The organism is Metabacillus idriensis (assembly GCF_050483325.1).
GTDB lineage: Bacteria > Bacillota > Bacilli > Bacillales > Bacillaceae > Bacillus_P > Bacillus_P idriensis_A.
In genome coordinates, this window is sequence record NZ_JBCMYF010000048.1 from 1 (window position 1) to 3,188 (window position 3,188).

Below are 3,188 nucleotides of genomic sequence, written 5' to 3' on the forward strand. Positions count from 1 at the left end.
AAGCGGGATTCGTGGAATCATAACACCTTTATGATTCCTCCTTTCCTTGAATGAGCGGCATTCGTGGAATCAAAACCCCAGGTTGATTCCTAATACTCATAATGAAAAAAACTCATGCTGAATTCAACATGAGTTTTTTCTGCTGATCACCGACTGGATATCATTCGGTAAATCAATCTTGAAGTTCATTTCTTTTTCAAAATAAGGATGAATAAATGACAGTTCTGCACTGTGCAATGCCTGCCTTGGAATTAGCCGATGACTGCCCCCATACAGGCTGTCGCCGCATAGCGGATGGCCGATGTGCGCCATATGAACTCTTATTTGATGAGTTCTTCCTGTTTCAAGTTTCAGGGAAACAAGACTATTGCATTCTGAATACGAAATAACCTGGTAATGGGTTACAGCATGCTTCCCATCATCTCTCACGGTCCGTTCGATAATGCTGTCTTCTTTTCTTCCGATCGGGGCTGAAATGGTGCCCTGTTTCCCATTCACTTCTCCTTCAACCAATGCAAAATAGGTCCGTTTGATTCCACCCTGCTTCTGCTGGGATGAAAACAAGGAATGGGCAAAGCGGTGCTTAGCAACAAGCATTAGCCCTGAAGTATCCTTATCTAGGCGGTTGACTATATGGATAGTTGCAGCAATCTCATTTTCACTGTAATAATAAAGCAGCCCATTTGCGAGCGTCCCTTTAGGATGCTCACGTGAGGGAATGGCAGGAAGGTAAGGCGGCTTATTGATGACAAGACACCATTCATCTTCATATACAATCTCAAAATCAACTTTTTCAGGAAGCATGCCTTCACTTGGCTTTTCTATAGGAAAAATGACCTTGAGGATATCCCCTGCCCTTAGCTCGAAACGGACGGTTGCATGTTCATTATTGACTAAAATGCTTCCGCCGCAGAACTTGATATCTGTTAAAGCGCGCTTTGAAATATTCTTTTCCTTAAGGTAATCCCGTATGAGTATGCCATCTTCTGCATCAGAGATTGTCCATTTTAATTGAAACGCGTTCACCACGATCTTCCTTTCAGGATCCTACTCCGAAATAAATGAGTCACGGACTCTCTTCCAGAATGGAAACGGCCTGAATCTTGCAAACCTGATTTTTTCATTGGCAACGCGGCATTGAATTGATTTTACATCTTTATGCAGGAGCGTCAAATGATCAATCGTGATTTGAAAATCAACATCATTTACAGGCTTTAATAAACAAGTATGATGGTCCGGCAAAATAAGAGGCGAGCCGACTGTTCTGAATACCCTGTTATTGATTGAGGCCATCTCAGCGACTTGAATAGCAGGAATGGACGGGTGCAAAATAGCACCGCCAAGAGCCTTATTATATGCTGTACTTCCAGATGGAGTAGACATACAGAGACCGTCGCCGCGGAAGGTTTCAAAAATCTGGCCCTTGATTTCAACATCCATGACAAGTGAGCCTTCAATCGCTTTGACAGTACATTCATTTAAGGCAAGATAGCGGGCTTCCCGTCCTCCGTCATTATGTCTGATGATGACTTCAAGCAGCGGATATTCAACAACCTGATAAGGTGTTTTCGCAATCGCAATGACAAGCTTCTCAATTTCATCCGGTACCCAGTCCGCGTAAAAACCGAGATGACCAGTATGCACTCCTACAAATGCCGTTTTATCAAGTCTGCTGCGGTAACGGTGAAAAGCATATAAAAGCGTGCCGTCTCCTCCGACTGAAATCACAATATCAGGCTTGTCCTCATCGTATTCAAGATGAAAATCCATTAAATAGGCTTTCATTTTATGCATTAGTGTATTTGAAACGGCATCTCCTTTAGATGTGACCGCAAATTTCATAATAGCATGCCCCTTTATTCATCATTTATCTTTCGTTTCTGTTTTCCTTGAAAAAATGACTTGTGCATCTCTTATTTCTCCGCGAATCTTTGACATCTCTTCATCTAAAAGAAAAGCTGCTTCAGCTGATCTTTTCAGCCTGATTTTAATGTCTTCGGGGAAATTCCCGCTGTATTTGTAGTTAAGAGAATGTTCAACAGTTGCCCAAAAATTCATCGCGAGCGTTCTGATTTGAATCTCCACCAGAATGATTTTTTCTCCTGATACCGTTTGAACAGGATATTTGGCGACGACATGATAGGAGCGGTATCCGCTTGCTTTTTTCTGTGAAATATAATCACGTTCTTCAATGATTTCAAAATCGTTCCGCTGTCTGAGCATGTCGACGACAAGTTTTATATCATCTACAAACTGGCACATCATACGGATGCCCGCTATATCCTGCATCTCAGTCTCAAGAGCATCTAAGGCGATATTTTTGCGCCTTGCTTTATCAAGAATACTTGCCGTCGGCTTTACTCTTCCTGTTACAAATTCAATCGGAGAATGGCTGCCTTCTAGTTCATACTGCGATCTTGTCCCTCTGAGCTTCACTTTCAGCTCATCAACCGCCTGGTGATACGGTGCTAAAAAAACTTCCCATTTTCTGCCGATCATAGCCTTCCCCCTCGTCATAAGAAAAGCGCAAGCGCCCATTCAGCTTCTAGGAATTCTGCAAAAAAGTCCATGTTTGATTTTGCTGATTTGTCCTTGCCTGGAAGCCGGGCAGCTCCGCTTGCCATCAATACTCAAACTTTTCTTATAAATAAACAACATGCTTTTATGTATTAGTCATTTAAGCCAAATGTCTCAACGACTTTCTTTTCCATTTCTTCCCCGTAGTTTGCATTATCTTTGATATTCTCAAGCAGATAGGATAATTCTTCATGAATATCTGTCAATTCAACTGTTACACCATTTACATGAAGATCAACAGGAATTTCGCTGTCTAATGCTGTTTTCAGCTGCGGCCAAACCGCTGCAGGCAAATTAGTATAAATAAAGTCTTCATGATGATCCATTATGTAAATAAACGCTAATTGATCGGAGTCAACCAGCACTTGGCCCGTTGCTGTCAAACCGCTTAAATCAACCTTTTCAAAGGGCAGCGCTTTTAGTATCATTCTTTCTTGATCAAGTACTGCTTCATTCACTTCAATTCTTCGTTTCATAAAAATCTCCTTCCAAATCAATTCCACGTCTATTTTATCATATTCCCCCTACGCATGATAAACATTGAAAACCGGATTTTTTATTGCGATAATAAATAGAAAAGCGGAGCCGACTGTTTAGCTCCGACAGACAGA

The 3,188-nt window shown here is 41.7% G+C and carries 4 protein-coding genes; all 4 read right to left on the bottom strand.

Going from position 1 to position 3,188, the window contains the following annotated elements; genetic code table 11:
- Positions 1-123: 123 nt before the first annotated feature.
- Positions 124-1,026: an RluA family pseudouridine synthase gene (locus ABEQ24_RS22730; RefSeq protein ID WP_430008879.1), complete on the bottom strand. Its 903-nt coding sequence runs from the start codon at positions 1,024-1,026 to the stop codon at positions 124-126.
- A gap of 21 nt (positions 1,027-1,047) precedes the next feature.
- Positions 1,048-1,845 carry an NAD kinase gene (locus ABEQ24_RS22735; RefSeq protein ID WP_430008882.1) on the bottom strand — a complete coding sequence of 266 codons (798 nt, stop codon included), beginning with the start codon at positions 1,843-1,845 and terminating at the stop codon, positions 1,048-1,050.
- A gap of 18 nt (positions 1,846-1,863) precedes the next feature.
- The gene (locus tag ABEQ24_RS22740; protein WP_430008880.1) at positions 1,864-2,499 is read right to left on the bottom strand and encodes a GTP pyrophosphokinase; all 636 of its coding nucleotides are present in this window, start codon (positions 2,497-2,499) and stop codon (positions 1,864-1,866) included.
- A gap of 170 nt (positions 2,500-2,669) precedes the next feature.
- Positions 2,670-3,053, bottom strand: a complete 384-nt coding sequence (locus ABEQ24_RS22745; RefSeq protein ID WP_430008881.1) for a hypothetical protein — start codon at positions 3,051-3,053, stop codon at positions 2,670-2,672.
- Between the last annotated feature and the right edge of the window lie 135 nt (positions 3,054-3,188).

Bases quoted from the DNA above. Each gene is read 5' to 3' on its own strand.
- ABEQ24_RS22740 (WP_430008880.1), bottom strand. From the start codon at position 2,499: ATGATCGGCAGAAAATGGGAAGTTTTTTTAGCACCGTATCACCAGGCG.
- ABEQ24_RS22745 (WP_430008881.1), bottom strand. From the start codon at position 3,053: ATGAAACGAAGAATTGAAGTGAATGAAGCAGTACTTGATCAAGAAAGA.